The sequence below is a fragment of the Streptomyces sp. NRRL S-1813 genome (assembly GCF_000719605.1).
Taxonomy (GTDB): Bacteria; Actinomycetota; Actinomycetes; order Streptomycetales; family Streptomycetaceae; genus Streptomyces; species Streptomyces decoyicus.
Genome location: NZ_JOHB01000031.1, coordinates 1 through 17,140, shown reverse-complemented (window position 1 = coordinate 17,140; position 17,140 = coordinate 1). Strand labels below are relative to the sequence as shown.

18 protein-coding genes are annotated in these 17,140 nt (G+C 74.5%); 3 read left to right on the top strand and 15 right to left on the bottom strand.

Annotated features, from left to right (window positions below; translation table 11 throughout):
- Positions 1-47: 47 nt before the first annotated feature.
- From IF67_RS0131070 to IF67_RS0131055, 4 genes are all read right to left on the bottom strand, one after another.
- Positions 48-1,043 (bottom strand): FAD binding domain-containing protein, encoded by a 996-nt coding sequence (locus tag IF67_RS0131070; RefSeq protein WP_030991311.1) that lies wholly within the window; start codon positions 1,041-1,043, stop codon positions 48-50.
- Positions 1,040-1,663 carry a 2Fe-2S iron-sulfur cluster-binding protein gene (locus IF67_RS0131065; RefSeq protein ID WP_051818780.1) on the bottom strand — a complete coding sequence of 208 codons (624 nt, stop codon included), beginning with the start codon at positions 1,661-1,663 and terminating at the stop codon, positions 1,040-1,042. The genes IF67_RS0131070 and IF67_RS0131065 overlap by 4 nt, the downstream gene beginning before the upstream one ends.
- A 102-nt stretch (positions 1,664-1,765) precedes the next feature.
- On the bottom strand, positions 1,766-2,152 hold the full coding sequence (locus tag IF67_RS0131060) for a hypothetical protein (RefSeq protein ID WP_037840090.1): 387 nt from the start codon (positions 2,150-2,152) through the stop codon (positions 1,766-1,768).
- A gap of 137 nt (positions 2,153-2,289) precedes the next feature.
- Positions 2,290-2,673 (bottom strand): VOC family protein, encoded by a 384-nt coding sequence (locus tag IF67_RS0131055; protein WP_030991305.1) that lies wholly within the window; start codon positions 2,671-2,673, stop codon positions 2,290-2,292.
- Between the two features lie 320 nt (positions 2,674-2,993).
- Between IF67_RS0131055 and IF67_RS0131050 the strand changes: the two genes are divergently transcribed.
- Positions 2,994-4,187, top strand: a complete 1,194-nt coding sequence (locus tag IF67_RS0131050; RefSeq protein WP_030991303.1) for a serine hydrolase domain-containing protein — start codon at positions 2,994-2,996, stop codon at positions 4,185-4,187.
- A gap of 13 nt (positions 4,188-4,200) precedes the next feature.
- Here the strand turns inward: IF67_RS0131050 and IF67_RS0131045 are convergent, their stop codons facing one another.
- Positions 4,201-4,743 carry a MarR family winged helix-turn-helix transcriptional regulator gene (locus tag IF67_RS0131045; RefSeq protein ID WP_030991301.1) on the bottom strand — a complete coding sequence of 181 codons (543 nt, stop codon included), beginning with the start codon at positions 4,741-4,743 and terminating at the stop codon, positions 4,201-4,203.
- 170 nt (positions 4,744-4,913) lie between these two features.
- On the opposite strand from IF67_RS0131045, the gene IF67_RS0131040 reads away from it, so the two are divergent.
- Positions 4,914-5,165, top strand: a complete 252-nt coding sequence (locus IF67_RS0131040) for a hypothetical protein (protein WP_030991299.1) — start codon at positions 4,914-4,916, stop codon at positions 5,163-5,165.
- 25 nt (positions 5,166-5,190) lie between these two features.
- On the opposite strand, the gene IF67_RS0131035 is transcribed toward IF67_RS0131040, so the two are convergent.
- The 5 genes from IF67_RS0131035 to IF67_RS0131015 all read right to left on the bottom strand — a co-directional run bounded on the left by IF67_RS0131035 (position 5,191) and on the right by IF67_RS0131015 (position 10,178).
- Positions 5,191-6,594 carry a hypothetical protein gene (locus tag IF67_RS0131035; protein WP_030991298.1) on the bottom strand — a complete coding sequence of 468 codons (1,404 nt, stop codon included), beginning with the start codon at positions 6,592-6,594 and terminating at the stop codon, positions 5,191-5,193.
- A gap of 272 nt (positions 6,595-6,866) precedes the next feature.
- Positions 6,867-7,610, bottom strand: coding sequence for a methyltransferase domain-containing protein (locus IF67_RS0131030; protein WP_030991296.1), 744 nt, complete (start codon positions 7,608-7,610; stop codon positions 6,867-6,869).
- Complete coding sequence (locus IF67_RS0131025) at positions 7,607-8,311, bottom strand: TIGR04282 family arsenosugar biosynthesis glycosyltransferase (protein ID WP_078889738.1); 705 nt, start codon at positions 8,309-8,311, stop codon at positions 7,607-7,609. Before IF67_RS0131025 ends, IF67_RS0131030 begins: the two co-directional genes overlap by 4 nt.
- Positions 8,308-9,027, bottom strand: a complete 720-nt coding sequence (locus IF67_RS0131020; protein WP_037840088.1) for a glycosyltransferase family 2 protein — start codon at positions 9,025-9,027, stop codon at positions 8,308-8,310. Before IF67_RS0131020 ends, IF67_RS0131025 begins: the two co-directional genes overlap by 4 nt.
- An 89-nt stretch (positions 9,028-9,116) precedes the next feature.
- The gene (locus tag IF67_RS0131015; protein WP_030991291.1) at positions 9,117-10,178 is read right to left on the bottom strand and encodes an NAD-dependent epimerase/dehydratase family protein; all 1,062 of its coding nucleotides are present in this window, start codon (positions 10,176-10,178) and stop codon (positions 9,117-9,119) included.
- Between the two features lie 370 nt (positions 10,179-10,548).
- On the opposite strand from IF67_RS0131015, the gene IF67_RS0131010 reads away from it, so the two are divergent.
- Positions 10,549-11,553 (top strand): PP2C family protein-serine/threonine phosphatase, encoded by a 1,005-nt coding sequence (locus IF67_RS0131010; protein ID WP_051818800.1) that lies wholly within the window; start codon positions 10,549-10,551, stop codon positions 11,551-11,553.
- Between the two features lie 7 nt (positions 11,554-11,560).
- Here IF67_RS0131010 and IF67_RS0131005 read toward each other — a convergent pair whose 3' ends face one another.
- Genes IF67_RS0131005 through pcaH form a run of 5 tightly spaced genes read right to left on the bottom strand, consistent with a single transcriptional unit; the run spans position 11,561 to position 17,039 of the window.
- Positions 11,561-12,748 carry a 4-hydroxybenzoate 3-monooxygenase gene (locus IF67_RS0131005; RefSeq protein ID WP_030991288.1) on the bottom strand — a complete coding sequence of 396 codons (1,188 nt, stop codon included), beginning with the start codon at positions 12,746-12,748 and terminating at the stop codon, positions 11,561-11,563.
- Complete coding sequence (gene pcaD / locus IF67_RS0131000; protein WP_051818776.1) at positions 12,745-13,998, bottom strand: 3-oxoadipate enol-lactonase; 1,254 nt, start codon at positions 13,996-13,998, stop codon at positions 12,745-12,747. The genes IF67_RS0131005 and pcaD overlap by 4 nt, the downstream gene beginning before the upstream one ends.
- Positions 13,995-15,557, bottom strand: a complete 1,563-nt coding sequence (gene pcaB, locus IF67_RS0130995; protein ID WP_051818775.1) for a 3-carboxy-cis,cis-muconate cycloisomerase — start codon at positions 15,555-15,557, stop codon at positions 13,995-13,997. Before pcaB ends, pcaD begins: the two co-directional genes overlap by 4 nt.
- Position 15,558: 1 nt before the next feature.
- Positions 15,559-16,242, bottom strand: coding sequence for a protocatechuate 3,4-dioxygenase subunit alpha (gene pcaG, locus IF67_RS0130990; protein ID WP_078889737.1), 684 nt, complete (start codon positions 16,240-16,242; stop codon positions 15,559-15,561).
- Complete coding sequence (pcaH, locus tag IF67_RS0130985) at positions 16,242-17,039, bottom strand: protocatechuate 3,4-dioxygenase subunit beta (protein ID WP_078889741.1); 798 nt, start codon at positions 17,037-17,039, stop codon at positions 16,242-16,244. Before pcaH ends, pcaG begins: the two co-directional genes overlap by 1 nt.
- Positions 17,040-17,140 lie beyond the last annotated feature (101 nt).

Sequence of the window (17,140 nt, the reverse complement as noted above, 5' to 3'; positions counted from 1 at the left end):
TCGGTCGGGGGCAGGGGCTGCGGGGGCTTCCTCCTGTGGTGGGGTCGTCAGCCGTCGGTGGCCGGGTCCGCCAGGCCGGCCAGCACACCGACGGCCAGATTGCGGGCGAGCGGGACCTTGAAGCCGTTGTCGCGCAGCGGCCGGGCCGCGGCGAGTTCGGCGTCGGCGGCGCGGGCGAAGGTGTCCTCGGTGGCGGGCGCGCCGTGCAGCACCTCTTCGGCCGCGCGGGCGCGCCAGGGCCGGTGCGCGAGCCCGCCGAACGCCAGCGCCGCCCGCTGTACGACGCCGTCGTGCACCTCCAGCACGGCGGCGACGGAGACCAGGGCGAACGCGTACGAGGCACGGTCGCGGGCCTTGCGGTAGCGCGAGCGCGCGCCGGGTGCCGCGGGGGGCAGGGTGAGGGCGGTGAGCAGTTCGCCGGGCCGGATCACGGTGTCCTGGTCGGGGCGGTCGCCGGGCAGCCGGTGGAAGTCGGTCACCGGGACGCTGCGTTCGCCGTCGGGGCCGCGCAGATGAACGGTGGCGTCGACGGCGGCCAGCGCCACCGCCAGGTCCGACGGCTGGGTGGCGACGCAGTGCTCGGAGTGGCCCAGTACGGCGAGGTCGCGGTGGGCGCCGTCGAGGGCCGGGCAGCCGGTGCCCGGGGCGCGCTTGTTGCAGGGCTTGGCAATGTCCTGGAAGTACAGGCAACGGGTGCGCTGGAGCAGATTGCCGCCGGTGGTCGCGGTGTTCCGCAGCTGCCCCGAGGCGCCGGCCAGCAGCGCCTGCGACACGACCGGGTAGCGGTCGCGTACGGGGACGGCCGCGGCGAGATCGCTGTTGCGGACCGTCGCCCCGATCCGCAGTCCCCCGTCCGGCAGCTCCTCGATGCGGTCGAGCGGCAGCCGTGTGACGTCGACGAGCAGCTCCGGGCGCTCCACTCCCAGCTTCATCAGGTCGACGAGGTTGGTGCCGCCGCCGAGAAAGCGGGCGCCGGGCTGCCCGGCCACGGCCCGAAGGGCCTCCTCGACGCTCGCCGCCTGGAGATACCCGAACGGCTTCACGACGCCGCCCCCTGCCCCGGCGGACGGCCATCCGTCCAGGTGGCCGTACCGGCTTCGGCACCGGCCTCCCGAACGGCGTCCACGATCCGCGGATAGGCACCGCAGCGGCACAGGTTTCCGCTCATCCGCTCCCGGATCTCGTCGTCGGTGAGCGTGACGGGCGTCCCGGAGCCGGCGGTGGGCGGGGTGACATGCGACGGGAAGCCGTCCGCCACCTCGGCCAGCATCCCGACGGCCGAACACAGCTGGCCCGGGGTGCAGTAGCCGCACTGGAAGGCGTCCCGCTCCAGGAAGGCCTCCTGGAGCGGGTGCAGCCGCTCCCCGTCGGCCAGGCCCTCGACCGTGATGATCCGCCGCCCGCCCTGGGCCACGGCCGGCAGCAGACAGCTGTTGGCGCGCCGTCCGTCGACGAGCACGGTGCACGCGCCGCACTGTCCGTGGTCGCAGCCCTTCTTGGCGCCGGTGAGACCGAGGTGTTCGCGGAGCGCGTCCAGGAGCGTGGTGCGGTGGTCCAGGGTCAGCCGGTGCGCTTGCGCGTTGATGTGCAGGACCAGCTCGGAACGCTGACCGGCCGCCGGCGACGCGCCGTCGGCGCCCGCCGGATGATGGGTGGACTCCACTCACTCATGCCTTTCCGTTGCGGGCCGTGGGCGCGGCTGCCACTGGGCGGGCTTCGTCGTGTGCCGTGCCCGTGCCTTCCCCGTCCCCTTGGGGCCGACCCGCTAACGGGTCTCCAGCCGCAGCTCGACCTCCTTCTCCTGGTCGCCGGCGGCCGTGCCGAGGATGTGCACCGCGAACGCGGACTCCAGGCCCTTGCACAGCTCGTCGACCGCCCAGTAGCCGCCCTGGAGGCTGACCAGGACCGGCGCGGTGAGCCGGCGGGGCTCGGCCGCCGCCTTGCGCTCGCTCACGTCGAAGGTGGAGGTCCACACGGTCGAGCCCGGCCCGGCCACCTCTTCGGGTACGTCGTCCGCGGCCCGGTCGGAGCTGAAGGAGGTGCGCAGCGCGCTGAAGACTGCATGGGCGTCCTGTGTCGCGCAGCTCTCCAGCTCCACCACCACCTCGGCCGATACGTGTTCCGTCGCGGGCATCTGTTGTGCGCTGTTCACTGTGGGACCTTCCTTAGCCGCCGTCCTCCGGGAGCCGAACGCTTCCAGGCTCGCCCCGCGGACCGGTGTGTGCGACCGGAGGCCCGTCCGGGCGGGGTGACCGGGCGCCCGGAACCGGCCCTCGGGCGGCTGCGCCCTCAGACCGGCTGGGTGAGGTTCACCGCGTTGCCGTCCGGGTCCTGGACATGGGCGACCCGCTGGCCCCAGGGCATGTCGTTGGCCGGGCCGAGCACCTTGCCGCCGAGCGGTGCGACCCGGTCCAGGAGAGCGTCGACGTCCTCGACCGCGATGCTCAGCAGGACCCGGGCCGGGGTGCCGGTCGGGACGCTCTCGTCGGCCACGAGGCCCAGCTCCGAGCCGTCGATCCGCAGTCCGACGAAGAAGACCGGGCCCTCCTCGGGCACCCGGGTGAATTCCTCGGCGCCGACCAGTCCGCCGTAGAAAGCCTTCAGGCGGCCGAGGTCAGGGGTGACGATCACCGGCTGGACGGTGGCGGGGGCGGCGGGTGTGGTGGCAGACATGGTGTCCTCCGGTGGTGTGGTCAATGGGGCCAGTGGGACAGACCGCGTCCGGGGTGCCGATTCATCGGTCGGCAGAGGAAATGGGGCGGGAATCGGGGCGGAAACGGTGTGGGAGCCGGGGCGGGGACCGGGGTGGGCGGCGGTGGAGGTGCCCCGGGCGGCAGGGGCGGAATCCGGACACGCGCCGCTGAGCCGTCCGGACTCACATGGTTGCCACGGGCATCGACCGGGACGGATCATCCGGTACGGGACGCCGTACGTACGTATGGAAGTACGGAAGTACGCCATGACCGCACACGGACGACGCGAGGAGAGCCACCGTGGGACCAGCCACCGTCGACGGCCACTGCGCACCGGGTTTCGCCGGCGTGCGGGAAGCGTTCGAGCGGAACTTCAGCGAGCACGGCGATATCGGCGCGGCGGTCACGGTGACGGTGGACGGCGAGGCGGTGGTCGACCTGTGGGGCGGCCACGCGGACGCCGCCGGGACCCGCGCCTGGCAGCGCGACACCCTCGTGAATGTCTACTCGACGTCCAAGGGGATGACGGCACTGTGCGCCCATCTGCTCGTGGACCGGGGCGAGTTGGACCTCGATGCGCCGGTCGCCCGGTACTGGCCCGAGTTCGCGCAGGCCGGCAAGCAGGACATACCCGTGCGCTGGCTGCTCAGCCACCGCGCCGGTCTGATCGCGCCCCGTGAGCCGCTCCCCGCGGGGCACGCCTACGACTGGGACCGGGTGTGCGCCACCCTGGCGGCGACCCCGCCCTGGTGGGAGCCGGGCACCGCGCAGGGTTATCACGCGGTGACCTTCGGATATCTGGTGGGCGAGGTCGTACGGCGGATCACCGGGCAGTCCCTCGGCACGTTCCTGCGCAACGAGATCACCGGGCCGCTGGACGCCGCGGTGTACATCGGCACCCCCGCCGAGGAGCACGCCCGCTGTGCCGACATGGTCGGGCAGCTGAACGAGGCGCGGATCGCCGAGCAGTTCCCCGGCGCACCCGCGCCGCCGTTCCGGTCGCTCTCCGACCACCCGCTCGCCGTGGTGATGCTGGCGCTGACCTCCATCCCCACCGGCGACGTCAACAGCGCCGCCTACCGGTCGGCGGAGATCCCGGCGGGCAACGCCCACGCCAGTGCCCACGGGCTGGCGACCGTCTACGGCGCGCTGGCGGGCGGCAAGCTCGTCGGGCCCGGCACCCTGGAGGCGATGCGCCGGTCGCAGAGCCTGCCGGGCGAGCGTGATCTGACGATCGACGCGCTCGCCCCGGCGGGCCACGAACACCGCTGGGGACTCGGCTACATGCTCAATCACCAGGGCCAGGCGGGGCCCAACCCAGGGGCGTTCGGCCACGGTGGCGCGGGCGGCTCCTATGCCTTCGCGGATCCGGAGAACCGGCTGTCCTACGCGTACACCATGAACAAGTACGGCGGTGGCACGACCGGCGACGACCCGCGCAACCGCGGGCTGATCACGGCGGTGTACCGGGCGTTGGAGGAAACCCGGGGCTGAGGTCGCGGTCTCCTCAGGGAGCGGCCGATTCGGGCGGCGGTGCCGGTCGCGGGGCCACGGGAGGCTCGCCCGCCGCGTCGGTGAGGGCGCGCAGCGAGTCGATGAGCCCGGCGCGCCGGCCGTCCGGCAGCCGGGCCACGATCTCCGCGATCTCCGTGTGCCGGTCTGCCAGCACCCGCTCGACGAGGCGGCGGCCCTCGTCCGTCAGGCTCAGTACGACCTCGCGGCGGTTGCCGGGGCGGGCCTGCCGGGTGACGCTGCCGGCCGCCTCCAGCCGGTCGACCATCCGCATCGCGGTGGACGGGTTGACGTTCAGCGCGGCGGCCAGCGCGGCGAGCTTGACCGGGCCCTGGCCGTCCAGCACCACCAGGGCCCGCAGCTGGGGAAGGGTGAGGGAGGGCGCCAGGCGCCCCAGCGATCGGGCGGAGATCCCGACGAGCAGCCGGGATGCGGTCAGCACGGCGGCGATGACTTCCTCGACGTCATGATCGAGATCCTCGCCGGGCGCGGCCGCCCCGGCCGGCCGCGGTGCGCCGTGCGCGTCGTGCTGCCCCATGGCGCCTTTATACCCGGTGAGGGCATCGTGCCTGGTGGCGAGCCCTGCGAAAGGTCCTCGGCGGTCCGGGGATCTGCCCCCGCGAACCGCGTTGCCGAGCGCAATAATGGGAGGTGCGGCATGCATCCGGCCCGGCGCGAGCGCGGCGGGCCCGAGAGGGCGTGATGACCATGGAACGGGACACCGAGACGGTCCACGAGGCCTATGCATTCGTCTGTCTGCACTGCGGACACGGCTGGGAAGAGGAGTACGAGATCCGGCACACCACGGATCTGGCCGGCCATCGACGCGCCGACTACTTCGCCCGCGGCACCCGTGTCCCCTCTCCGCTGACCCTCTCCGACTGCCCGTCCTGCAATCTCGGCCCGATACGGATCCTGCGCCCCGGCCGGGTGAACTCGACCCGCCCCTACCTCGCCTGACCCCTTCCCGCCTCCTGATGCACCATCACCACCCGGTGTACAAAAGGTGGTTGACCAGCAACGCCAACACCGCCTGGGCCGTGAGCCAGAGGCGCCGCCGGGCCGCGGGCAGCAAGGCGCAGGCCGCCGGCAGCCAGACGGCGAACGGCAGCCAGATGCGTTCGGTCTCCGCCTTGCTCATTCCGGAGAGGTCGGCGACCAGCAGGGCGAGCAGCACGGCAAGGAGCAGGACGGCCAGCCGGTCGGAAGGAGTGCGCAGGGGCCCGGCGGACGGGCGGAGCCCTCGCAGGGCGGTGGGGGCCGCCACGAGAACGCGGCGCAGACCCGCCACCGTCGCCAGGCCGGTGATCAGGACGGTGCAGGCGAGATTGCCCCACACCCAGTAGGCGTACGGGCGGACCGCCGCGGCGCCCTGGTAGTAGCGCTCGACCAGCAGGTGGTAGCCCTCCCACCAGGTGAATCCGGCGAGGGTGAAGACGGCCGCGACCACCGCCGCCCCGGCCGCCACGAGGGGCAGCGGGCGCACGGTGCGGGTGAGCAGCAGTATCGCCGCGGCGATCAGCGCGATCAGGGTGAGGCCGTAGGAGAGATAGCAGGTCAGACCGAAGAGGAGACCGCTGGCCAGGGCGGCGGCGGCCGGATGGCCGGTGCGGCGGGTGGCGGCGAGCACGAGAAGCGCCAGGGACCAGGCGGCGACGGCCGCGAAGTAGCCGTCCGCCGAGGTACCGACCCAGACGGCTGCCGGGGCCAGTACGAGGAACGGGGCGGCCCGGCGGGCGGTCGGCTCGTCGGTGAGGGCGCGCAGCGCGATGAGGACCGCGGCCACGGCGGACGTGCCGACGGTGATGCACCAGATGCCGGCCCAGCCGCCACCGCCCAGACCGATGCGGTCCAGGCCGACGAAGGTCAGCACCGCGGCCGGCGGATGCCCGGCGACATGGGCGGGCCAGTGGTCCGGCGCGTTGTCGAGGATGTGCTGGGTGAAGCCGCGCAGCGCCGGCCCGAGGTCGTCAAAGCGGCGGATGACGGTCAGGTACTCGTACGCGGTGGTGAGCCGGCCGGCGATACCGGTCCGCCAGCCGTCTATCAGCGCCAGCGCCCCCGTCCAGGCCATGGTGGCGGCCCACCCCGTCAGAACGAGACGGCGCCAGGACAACCGGGCCTCGAGGGACGGCCCGTGAGCGATGACCACGACGGCGACCACGAGCGCGGCCGGGGTACCGGGCCCCAGGTGCGGGAACCACGAGGCGTACAGCGGCGGCCAGTTGACATGCAGGCTGCCGTTTGTGCGCTCGATGACGGTACCGACGACCGCGGCAACGATGACGAGGAGGGCACCGGCCGCGGCAGCCGCCAGATCGAGGCGGCACCCGGCACGCCCTCGGGAACCCGCGCGGGAGGCCGGCCGGGGAGTCGTTCGGAAGGTCACAGCGGCACGCTAGGCGCCGACGGACGGCGACGGGGGTTCGGCGGCGGGGGCGTCATTGTTCCGTCAGAACTCGCTGGTCCGTGCCTCCACACTCCGCTCCACGATGACTGCTCATGCAGGTACCCGGGAACGGTTCTGCGTGCCGCAAGGCAGCCCTGGGCGACCACCGGGATCGGTCGCGAACCCGATCCAGCCATCGCCGCCTGAACCTCCCACCGAAGGAGACCTCTCGATGGCCCGGACGGTGAGCGACCTCGCCCGGGATCACGGCCTCAGCACGTAGGGCCCGCCCGGCGGCGCAGTGAGACGAAGCAGCGTTCGGTGCCCGGTATCCGGTCGGCCTGGTCCGTGACGGTCCACTGGTCGACGGGCGTCCAGCCGGTGGTGGCCGCGTGGCGCAGTAGCGCGGGGGCGCCGACCCGGGCCCAGGGGAACGGGTCGCCCGGTGCGCGCTGGGCGCCGGGGCGGTGGTGGTATCCGCGCTCGACCCGGACCTGGACGCGTTCGTCGACATCCGCGGGGGTGGTCTCCACGATCAACAGGCCGTGAGGGGTGACCAGTTCCGCGGTACGGGCGAGCAGGGCGCACGGGTCGCCGCCGATGCCGATGTTGCCGTCGAGGAGCAGTGCGGTGCCCCAACTCCCCTCGTGCGGGAGGGAGCCGAAGACGGAGCGGTGCAGGGCGGAGCCGCCGGTTGCGGTGGTGCGGGCCACCGCGGCGGCGCTGACGTCGATGCCGAGGGCCCGCCGGCCCTGCGCGGCGAGCGCGGCGACCAGCCGGCCGGGGCCGCAGCCGATGTCGAGGACGGCACCCTCGCAGCGGCGCAGCGCCGACAGGTCGGCGGCGTCCGCGCCGGCGCACCAGCGCTCGACCTCCAGCGGCAGCAGCCAGCCGTCGCTGCGGCGCAGGAAGAGCGGGCCACGGCCACTGCGCAGCGCGTCGGCGTAGGGGTCGGCGCCCCAGGTGACGGTGTCGTGGCGGTCGGATGCTGCCGTGGGCGGCAGGGCGGTGCTCATCGTCCGGTGACCGGGGTCAGCCGGGCGAGGGTGGCGGCGAACCGTCCGGCGGGTGCCGCGGCCGCGACCCGCTCCGCGTCGTCCGCGGTGTCGACGTCCCGCAGCGGCGGCAGGTCCCGCACCCGGAGCCCGGCGGCGGTCAGCCGCGCGCGCTGGGCGGCGCCGGTGTGTTCGGTGGACATCGGGACGCCGCGCAGCAGCCGGGGGTCGGGGGCGGCGACGCCGAGCGCCCAGAATCCGCCGTCCTCGGCCGCACCGAACCAGGCGTCGCAGCCATCCCAGGCACCGAAGTCCAGTGCGGGAGAGAGGAGTTGCGGGGTGACCTGAGGGGTGTCCATACCGATGAGCAGGGTCGGGCCCGCACTGTCGGCGAAGGCCGCGGCGAGCCGCTCGTCGAGGCCGCCGTCGCACTGCTGCCGGACGTCGAAGCCGGCCGGCAGCCAGCTCCCCGGGCGGCCGTCGAGGACGACCACCCGCCGCCGGGCGGGCATGGCGCGTACGGCCTGGAGGGTGTCGTACAGCGCGGCCTCGGCCAACTGGGCGGCCTCGTCGGGGGTGTAGGGCGGGGTGAGACGGGTCTTGACCCGGCCGGGCACCGGTTCCTTGGCGATGACCAGGACCGTCGTCGGCCCGGGACGGTCAAGACGGTCAGGATGCGCGGGACGCTCGGGTCGGTCGGGACGGTCTGCGGGCTCGGTCATCGGGCCGTCTCCTGCGGACGGGGGGCGAGCGGCGGCTGGTTGAGGACGGTGCGCATATCGCGTACCGCGTGCCAGGTGCCGCGCCAGGTGCCGGTGACCTTGGAACGGCCGGTGCGCGGGCGGTAGGGCACCTCGCGCTCCTCGACGCGCCAGCCCGCGTCGGCGGCCCGGACGACCATTTGCAGGGGGTAGCCGCTGCGGCGGTCGGTGAGGCCGAGACCGAGCAGTCCGGTACGCCGGGCGGCGCGCAGCGGGCCGAGGTCGTGCAGCCGCAGCCCGGTGCGCCGCCGCAGCATCCGGGCCAGCGCGAGGTTGCCCAGCCGGGCGTGCGGCGGCCAGGCACCGCGTCCCTGGGGGCGGCGGCGGCCCAGCACCAGATCGCTGTCGCCGTCCCGGACGGCGCGGACGAACGGGATGAGCAGTGCGGGGTCCAGGGAGGCGTCGCAGTCGCAGAAGCAGACGATGTCGGCGTCGGCGGCCAGCAGCCCGGTATGGCAGGCGGCGCCGAAGCCGCGGCGCGGTTCGTGCACCACGGTGGCGCCCAGGCCACGGGCGATCTCGGCCGAGCCGTCGGTGGAGCCGTTGTCCACGACGATCGCCCGCCAGCCGGCCGGGATGCGGGCCAGCACCCAGGGCAGCGCGGCGGCTTCGTCGAGGCAGGGCAGTACGACATCCACGGGGGCGGTCCGGGGGGTGGGAGGAGAGGAGTGGGTCACGCCGTCACCTATGCATCAGAAGCGGACGAGGGGAGGTGTCTTCAGGTTCCTGTGGCACGCGGGTGCCGGCGGGCCGGCCGCGCCGTGGGTCACCCCGCCGGCGCCGCCCTCATCCCCTCCCGGGCGAACTCCCGCATCCCCTCCGCGAAGCCGGTCGCCGCCCGCCAGCCGAGGTCCCTGGCGATCCGTCGCGATGACGCGGTGATGTGCCGTACGTCGCCGAGCCGGTACTCCCCCGTCACCACGGGTGCCGGCCCGCCGCACGCCGCGGCCAGGGTCCGCGCCATCTCGCCGACCGTGTGCGGCGCTCCGCTGCCCGTGTTGTACGCGGCCAGGGTGCCCGCCGCCCGGTCCGGCAGGGCTTCCAGGGCCACCGTGTTGGCCGTGGCGACATCGCGTACATGGACGAAGTCCCGCCGCTGGCCGCCGTCCTCGTAGACCGTCGGCGACTGACCGCGGGCCAGCGCCGAGCGGAAGAACGAGGCCACCCCCGCGTACGGGGTGTCGCGCGGCATCCCGGGCCCGTAGACGTTGTGGTAGCGCAGCGCGACGGCCCGGCCGCCGGTGGCGCGCGCCCAGGAGGCGGCCAGATGTTCCTGGGTGAGCTTGGTGGCGGCATAGACGTTGCGCGGATCGGTGGGGGCGTCCTCGCCGACCAGGCCGGGCCGCAACTCCGCACCGCAGTCCGGGCAGCGCGGCTCGAACCGTCCGGCCTCCAGGTCGGCCACCGCCCGCGGGCCGGGCCGCACCACCCCGTGGCGGGGACAGGTGTAGCGCCCCTCCCCGTAGACCACCATCGACCCGGCGAGCACCAGCTCGCGCACCCCGGCCGCGGCCATCGCGGCCAGCAGCACCGCCGTGCCCAGGTCGTTGCAGCCCACGTAGTCGGGCGCGTCGGCGAAGTCCTTGCCGAGGCCCACCATCGCCGCCTGGTGGCAGACCGCGTGCACGCCCCGCAGGGCCGCGTCGACGGCCGCCCGGTCCCGTACGTCGGCGATGATGCGCCGCTCCCCCGGGCGCGGGGGCGGGGGCTCGGGGTGTGCCGAGGGCAGCAGCGCATCGAGCACGACGGGCTCGTGCCCGCGCCCCAGGAGCGCCTCGACGACCTGCGATCCGATGAACCCGGCGCCGCCGGTGACCAGTACACGCATGTCCGCCACGCTAAGCGGGGCCGGGCGTTCCGGCCCGCGCCCGAGCCGCCGTGTCATGGGTCCGTAAGATCCGCGGCCCGTCGGGCACGGACATTTTCCGGCCGTTCGGGCCACTGCGATTCGGTAACAGGGCGCATTCGAGGTATTTCGGTACGGCATAAGTTGCATATGCTCAGGTCGGGGGCCGGGGGGCTGCTTTCGGACACCCCGACGGCCAACGGCCCCCTTGTTCGGCCTTGCCCGGCCTTACCCGGCCTTGCCTGACCTTGCCCGATCACTTCGCCTGACACCGTCGGAGAACACCTTGTCCGTGGAGAACGGGGAGCAGCGCACCGGCTCCCGTGTGCTGCCCGCGCTCCCGTATGCGGTCATGGCCGTGGTCACCACGGTCGACCTCACCGCGGGCCCGGGGGTCGGCTTTCTGCCCCTGGTGTCGCTGGGGCCGGCCTTCGCCGGGCTGGTCGGCGGCTGGCGGCGGACCGCCGTGGTCGGCATGACGGCGTTCGTGCTCTGCCTCGGTCTGGGCGTCTACAACGGCCTGTTCGAGAGCCGGCGCGGGCTGACCGCGCTGCTGTCGGTGGCCGGGGTGACCGCGGCCGGGGTGGTCGCCGCGGTGATGCGGCAGCGGCGCGAGGCGGAGCTGGCCAGCGTCCGCTCCATCGCCGAGGTCGCCCAGCGGGTCCTGCTGCGCCCGGTGCCGCGCAGCGCGGGCCCGCTGCGGATCGCGGTCTCGTACACCTCGGCGGTGGCAAAGGCCCGGATAGGCGGCGATCTGTACGAGGTGGTGACCTCGCCGGCCGGGGTGCGGATCATCGTCGGCGATGTGCAGGGCAAGGGACTGGAGGCCGTGGAGAGCGCGGCGGTGGTGCTGGGTGCCTTCCGGGAGGCGGCGCACGACGAACCGGATCTGCCGGCCGTCGGCGAGCGGGTGGAGCGGGCGCTGAACCGCCATCTGTCCGGCGAACGGTTCGTCACGGCGGTGCTCGCCGAGATCGGTGACGGTCCGGACGCCACCCTGCTGAACTTCGGCCATCCGGCGCCGCTGGTCGTCCGCCCCAGCGGCTCGGTGGCCTTCGCCGAACCGCCCGAGCGCGCCCTCCCGCTCGGCCTGAGCCTCCATGACGCGGGCGCGCCGGTTCCCTACGAGGTGCCGTTCACGCCCGGCGACCAGCTGCTCTTCTACACCGACGGGGTCACCGAGGCCCGCGACGCCCTGGGCCGCTTCTACCCGCTCGACGAGCGCGCCGCGCTGCTCAAGGACCCGGACCCGGAGACCGCACTGCGCTCGGTGCGCGAGGACCTGGTCGAGCATGTCGAGGGGCCGCTGCACGACGACGCGGCGATGCTGCTGGTCCGGTACCGGCACGGCCGGTGAACGGGCCTCACTCCAGTGGCAGCCCCGTGTAGTTCTCCGCCAGCTCCGCGGCGGCGTGCGGGGAGGTGGCGATCCGGTCGAGCTGGGAGAGCTGCAACCGGGTGTCGAACGGGCTCTGGTCCGGGCCGGTGTGCAGGGTCGTCGTCATGAAGGACGAGAAGTGTTCGGCGCGCCAGACCCGGCGCAGACAGGTGTCGGAGTAGGCGTCGAGCAGCTCCGTCGAACCGGTGTGGTGCCGCTGGACGAGGGCGCGGGCCAGGACGGTGACATCGGCGACGGCGAGGTTGAGGCCCTTGGCTCCGGTGGGCGGCACGATATGCGCCGCATCGCCCGCCAGCAACACCCGCCCGAACCGCATCGGTTCGGTGACCGAACTCCGCATCGGCAGCACCGCCTTGGCGGTGAGCGGCCCGCGCTCCGGTTTCCAGGGGGCGTCGATCGCGGCCCGCGCCTCCAGTTCGTCCCAGATGCGCTCGTCGGGCCAGTGCGCCGGGTCGGTGCCGTTGGGGACCTGGAGGTAGAGCCGGCTGACGGTCGGGGTCCGCATGCTGAACAGCGCGAAGCCCCGCTCGGAGTGAGCGTAGATCAGCTCGTCGGAGGAGGGCGGGGCGGCGGCGAGCACACCGAGCCAGGAGTACGGGTAGCTGCGCTCGTAGGTGCGGCATGCGCGCTCCGGTATCGCCTGCCGGGTCACGCCGTGGAAGCCGTCGCAGCCGACGACGTAGTCACAGGTCAGGGTCTGCTCGCGGCCCTGGTGGAGATAGCGGATACGGGGCCGGTCGGTGTCCGCCCCCGTCACCGCCAGCGCCTGTGCGCAAAACAGCAGCGGTGCCCCGTCGTCGAGCTGGAGGGCGATCAGGTCCTTGACCACTTCCGTCTGGGCGTAGACCGTCACCCGCCGTCCGCCGGTCAGCGCCGGGAAGTCGAGACGGTGCGCACGCCGGTCGTAGCGCAGCTCGATCCCGTCGTGAACCAGCCCCTCACGGTCCATCCGCTCCCCCGCCCCGCAGGCGCGCAGGACGTCGACGGTGCCCTGTTCCAGCATTCCCGCGCGCTGCCGCTGCTCGGCATAGCTGCGGTCCCGGCTCTCCAGAACGACACAGTCGACCCCGGACCGGTGCAGCAGCCGGGCGAGCAGCAGCCCCGCCGGGCCGCCGCCGATGATGCCGACCGTGGTGTGGCGGGTGTGGGTCACTTCTCGGTTCCTTCCGCACGGTGCGGTGCCGGGTCGGCGAGGTGGGCGGCGACGATGCGGTCGGCGAGGGCGAAGGCGGCGTTGGCGGCCGGGACGCCGCAGTAGACGGCCGACTGGAGGAGGACTTCCTGGATCTCCTGCGGGGTGAGGCCGTTGCGGAGGGCGGCCTCCAGATGCATCGCCAGTTCGTCGTGATGGCCGCCGGCCACCAGCGCGGTGAGGGTGATGCAGCTGCGCGTCCGGCGGGACAGGCCGGGGCGGGTCCAGATCTCGCCCCAGGCGTAGCGGGTGAGGAAGTCCTGGAAGACCGCGGTGAGGGCGCTGGTGCGGGCGAGCGACCTGTCCACGTGCGCGTCGCCGAGGACGGCCCGGCGTACGGCCGTACCCGCCGCGTACCGGGAACGGTCGTCCGTGGCGGGGGCGCCGGGGGCCCGGTCCGCCGGGCCGTCGTCGGGGTGCGCCGCGAGATGCCCGAGGAGGGCGGCCAGTACCGGGGCCGGGCGTTCGACGCCGGGGAGATGGGCGGCGGCGGAGAGTTCGACCAGGCTCGCGTCCGGGATGCCGTCGGTGAGTTCACGGGCGCGGGCGGGCGGGGTGGCCGGGTCGGCGCGGCCCGCGACCACGAGCGTGGGGGCGGTGATCCGGGCCAGGTCGTCGCGCAGATCGTAGGCGGCGAGGGCGTCGCAGCAGGCCGCGTAGCCCGCGGGCGCGACGCTGTCGCGCAGCGCGTCGATCATGGCGGTGGCTTCCGGGGAGTGGGCGAAGGCCGGGGTGAACCAGCGGCTCGCGGTCGTCTCGGCGACCGGTCCGAGCCCCGCTTCCCGCACGAGCGCGGCCCGCTCCCGCCAGCCCGCCGGCTCCCCGAACCGTGCGGCGGAGCAGACCAGGGCGAGCGAGGCGATCCGCTCGGGGTGATGGGCGGCGAGCCAGGCCCCGACGGCACCGCCGAGCGAGATCCCGGCATAGGCGAAACGGCCGATGCCGAGGGAGTCGGCGAGATCGAGGACCAGCCGGCCCAGTTCGGGGACGGTGGTCGTCGGGGTCGGTGCGGGGCCCAGTACGTCGGTGGGGGTGCCGCCGTGGCCTGGGAGGTCCCAGCGCACGACGCGGTACTGCCGTGCCAGAGCGGGGAGTTGAGGGCCCCAGACGGCCAGCGAGGCGCCGAGCGAGGGGCCCAGGAGGAGCGGCGGGGCGTCTTCGGGTCCGTCCACGGTGTGGTGCATGAGCGGGGCGGCGGGCGGGTGGGTCATACGGGCTCCTGCGGGTCGTTCTCGGTGCGTGCCAGCGCGCGGTCCACGAAGGCACCGGCGGACCCCAAGTAGTCGGTGGGGTCGAGGAGTTGGCGAAGACGGGCGGCGGGGAGGGGTGGGATGCCGGGTGAGGGGGCCGGGGTGTCGGGGGAGGCGGCCGGGGTGCCGGATGAGGGGGCCGGGGTGCCGGACGGAGCGGGGTCCGCCGGCGCCGCGGCGGACGCCCCGCCTTCGTCCCGGCGGGCGGCCTCCAGCGCGTCGTGCAGCGCCGCTGCCAGCTCGATGCCCTCCTGCGTGGTGCGCCGGGCGGCCGTGTCCACGATCCGGCGGGCCTCGTCGCGGCCGGTCAGGGCGGTGAGGGCCGCGACGAGGCGTTCGGTGACGACCAGACCACCGGTCGCGTCGAGATTCTGCCGCATGCGGTGCGGGTGGACCCGCAGTTCCGCGGTGAGTTCGGCGGCGTCCCGGGCCGCGCCGCCGACCAGCCGCAGGGCCTCCCGCAGCGGCTGCCATTCGGCGTGCCAGGCACCGGCCGGGCGTTCGTCCTCGGCGGCGAGGGATCCGTACAGCACCGCGGCCAGGCCCGGGACCTGCCGGGCGGCGGCCGCGATCAGCGTGGCACGCACCGGGTTGGCCTTGTGCGGCATCGCGGACGATCCCCCGCCGCTGCCCTCGGAGAGCTCGCATAGCTCCGTGCGGGAGAGGGTGAGGACATCGGCGGCGAGCTTGCCGAGGGCGCCCGCGGTGAAGGCGAGCGCACCGGCGAGATCGGCGACGGGGGTGCGCAAGGTGTGCCAGGGCAGGGCCGGTTCGGCGAGTCCGGTCTCTTCGGCGTAGCAGGCGAGCAGTCTCCCGCCGAGGCCGGGAGCGGGCACGGGCCCGCCCTCCGCTTCCGCGTAGGCGTGGAACGCGGCCAGGGTCCCGGCCGCCCCGCCCAGTTGCACGGGCAGCGCGGCCCGCACGGACGCGAGCCGCTCCCGGGCGTCGAGCACGAGACTGCGCCAGCCCGCGGCCTTGAGGCCGAAGGTGGTCGGCACCGCATGCTGGGTGAGGGTGCGGCCCGCCATCGGGGTGTCGCGGTGTTCCGCGGCCGTGCGGCGCAGCGCGCCGGCGGTGCGGGCGAGGTCCGCCAGGACGGTGTCCAGGGCGCGGGCGCAGACCAGCATCGTGGCGGTGTCCAGGATGTCCTGGCTGGTGGCGCCCCGGTGGACATACGCGGCGGCCTCGGCGTCGCGGCCGGCGACGGCGGCCGTCAGATCGGCGACGAGCGGGACCACCGGGTTGCCCGCGGCACGGGCGCGCAGCGCGAGGGTGCGGGGGTCGTAGCGGTGGGGCGCGGCGGCCGCGGCGGTGACGGCGGCGGCCGCCCGCTCCGGCGCGAGGCCGAGGGCGGCCTGGGCACGGGTCAGCGCGGCCTCGGCGTCGAGCAGGGCGCGCAGATACCCGGCGTCGCCGGTGACGGCTGCCACCTCGGACCCGGCCCAGGACGGCGCCAGCAGCCCCATGTCCGCTGCGTCGTAAGGGAGTTCGGCGGCCTGGGACGCCTCGGCCCCCGGCATGTCATCGGAAGGCAAGAAAGACCGTCTCCTCGTACGTGCCGTCCTCCGCCTGCTGGAGATGGACGTCGAAACGGTACCGGCCGGGGCCGTCGGGGCGGGCGAGCAGGGTCTTCGCCCGCCCCGCCGGCAGCCGCGCGAGCAGCGGGTCGGCGGCGTGGGCCGCCGCGTGCTCGGGGAAGTAGACCCGGGTGAACAGGTGGTGGAGCAGTCCGCGGGCGAAGAGACACACGGCGAGATACGGCGCGGCGTGCGGGCACCCGGCGGGAGCGGTGGCCGGCAGCGTGCGGACGACGTAGTGCCCGTCGGCGTCGGTCGGTACGCGACCGAACCCGGTGAAGTCCACGCCGTTGCGGCCGATGACCGCGCCGGTGACCGGGTCGCGGCGCAGCGAACCGGGCGCGCCCGTGAGGCTGCCGTCCGGGCCCGCCTGCCAGAACTCCAGCAGCGCGTCGGGTACCGGGGCGCCGGCACCGTCCCGTACGCAGCCGTGCACGGTGACCGTGCCGGGGTGGCCGGCCGGTGCGATCTGCTCGCCGCCGGGGAACGGGAGGGCGTATCCGTAGAACGGCCCGACGGTCTGGGCGGGGGTCGGGGCGAGCGGCACGGACGGTGCGCCGGACGCTCCGTCGGACGGGCCGTGAGTCGGGTCGTGGGGCAGGTCGTGACGGGTGGCGGGGCGGGGCATCAGCGGCCTTCCTCGATCCAGGTGGCGGACGGGCCGTCCAGGACGATGTCCCAGCGGTAGCCCAAGGACCATTCCGGGCGGGACAGTTCGTGGTCGTAGGCCGCCACCAGACGGGCGCGGGCGGCAGGGTCGGTGACCGAGCCGAGGATCGGGTCGTAGGGGAAGAGCGGGTCGCCGGGGAAGTACATCTGGGTGATCAGCCGCTGGGTGAACGCCGAGCCGAAGAGCGAGAAGTGGATATGGGCCGGGCGCCAGGCGTTGTGGTGATTGCGCCACGGGTAGGCGCCGGGCTTGACGGTGGTGAACGCGTAGCGGCCCTCGTCATCGGTCAGACAGCGGCCGACGCCGGTGAAGTGGGGGTCCAGCGGGGCCGGGTGCTGATCGCGCTGGTGGGCGTACCGGCCGGAGGCGTTGGCCTGCCAGATCTCGACGAGCTGACCCCGTACGGGGCGACCGGTGCGGTCCAGGATGCGGCCGGTGACGGTGAGGCGCTCGCCGACCGGCTCACCGGCCTGCTGCCGGGTGAGATCGGCGTCCAGGTCGGTGATGTCCGTGACGCCGAACGCGGGGCCGCAAAGCTCCACGGCCTCCGGGTCGGCACGGTGGTCGATCTCGACCAGCGGCCGGTGCGGGTGGCGCAGGGCGCTGCTGCGGTACGGGGCGAAGTCCCGGGCCGGGTGCTCCGGCGCCGGGGCACCCGCCGCGCGGTCCCGTTCGCCGGCCGCGTGCAGTGCGGCGGTCTCGCGACTGATGTCGGCCTGGGCGGGGAGGGGCGGGGCGGCGGTGGGCGCGGGCACCGGCCCGCCGGGCGCGGGCCGGTGTGCGGCTGCGGGGGCGGGGTCTGGGGCAGAGGCAGGGTCGGCGGCGAGGTCGGGGGAGCCGCCGAGTGGGGTGGGTG

Coding starts and splice junctions, on each gene's coding strand:
- IF67_RS0131055 (WP_030991305.1), bottom strand. CDS start 2,673: ATGTCTGCCACCACACCCGCCGCCCCCGCCACCGTCCAGCCGGTGATC.
- IF67_RS0131045 (WP_030991301.1), bottom strand. CDS start 4,743: ATGGGGCAGCACGACGCGCACGGCGCACCGCGGCCGGCCGGGGCGGCC.
- IF67_RS0131040 (WP_030991299.1), top strand. CDS start 4,914: ATGGAACGGGACACCGAGACGGTCCACGAGGCCTATGCATTCGTCTGT.
- IF67_RS0131030 (WP_030991296.1), bottom strand. CDS start 7,610: ATGAGCACCGCCCTGCCGCCCACGGCAGCATCCGACCGCCACGACACC.
- IF67_RS0131025 (WP_078889738.1), bottom strand. CDS start 8,311: ATGACCGAGCCCGCAGACCGTCCCGACCGACCCGAGCGTCCCGCGCAT.
- IF67_RS0131015 (WP_030991291.1), bottom strand. CDS start 10,178: ATGCGTGTACTGGTCACCGGCGGCGCCGGGTTCATCGGATCGCAGGTC.
- IF67_RS0131010 (WP_051818800.1), top strand. CDS start 10,549: ATGGCCGTGGTCACCACGGTCGACCTCACCGCGGGCCCGGGGGTCGGC.
- pcaD (WP_051818776.1), bottom strand. CDS start 13,998: ATGACCCACCCGCCCGCCGCCCCGCTCATGCACCACACCGTGGACGGA.
- pcaB (WP_051818775.1), bottom strand. CDS start 15,557: ATGCCGGGGGCCGAGGCGTCCCAGGCCGCCGAACTCCCTTACGACGCA.
- pcaG (WP_078889737.1), bottom strand. CDS start 16,242: ATGCCCCGCCCCGCCACCCGTCACGACCTGCCCCACGACCCGACTCAC.